The 555-nt window shown below is 63.1% G+C and carries 1 protein-coding gene; it reads left to right on the top strand.

What is annotated here, in order from left to right:
- On the top strand, positions 1-401 hold a 401-nt coding region (locus tag NKH42_RS31195; protein WP_352974850.1), incomplete at its 5' end, for a transposase.
- Positions 402-555 lie beyond the last annotated feature (154 nt).

Genomic DNA, 555 nt, shown 5'->3' with positions numbered 1-555 from the left:
GCTTCATCCGCGGCTGGAACGTCACCGGCGCCTCGGCTTGGGACGGGGCGCAGCTTCGCAACGTGCTGGACAAGAACAACACCGGCTCGACGGTATGGGCCGACACCGCCTATCGCTCGAAGAAGAATGAGGCGTGGCTGGACAAGAACGGCTACGTCTCCGACATTCATCACAAGAAGCCGAAAGGCCGGCCGATGAGCGAGGCGATGGCACGGGCCAATGGCCGGCGCTCAAAGATCCGCGCTTTCGTCGAGCACGTCTTCGCGCAGCAGAAATCCCGCATGGGCCTGTTTGTCCGCACGATTGGCATCGCTCGCGCTTGCACCAAGATCGGCATGGCCAACCTCGCCTACAATCTCACCCGCTTCGTCTGGCACCAACGGCGAACTGCGTTCGCCTGACGGCGAGAGCGGCGGAAAACGCCGCCGCGATGCCGAAATCGGCAACCAGCATCAGCCCCAACGACCGAAATCCAGCCCCCGCCGCGCGTCAGGCTGTTCGCAACCTCATTGTCGCACCACCCACTCTGGAAATGCCGGTAGTTCGAGGTGTCCA

Source organism: Mesorhizobium sp. M1142 (assembly GCF_040318565.1).
Taxonomy (GTDB): Bacteria; Pseudomonadota; Alphaproteobacteria; order Rhizobiales; family Rhizobiaceae; genus Mesorhizobium.
This window is presented reverse-complemented; position numbering and strand designations above follow the sequence as displayed.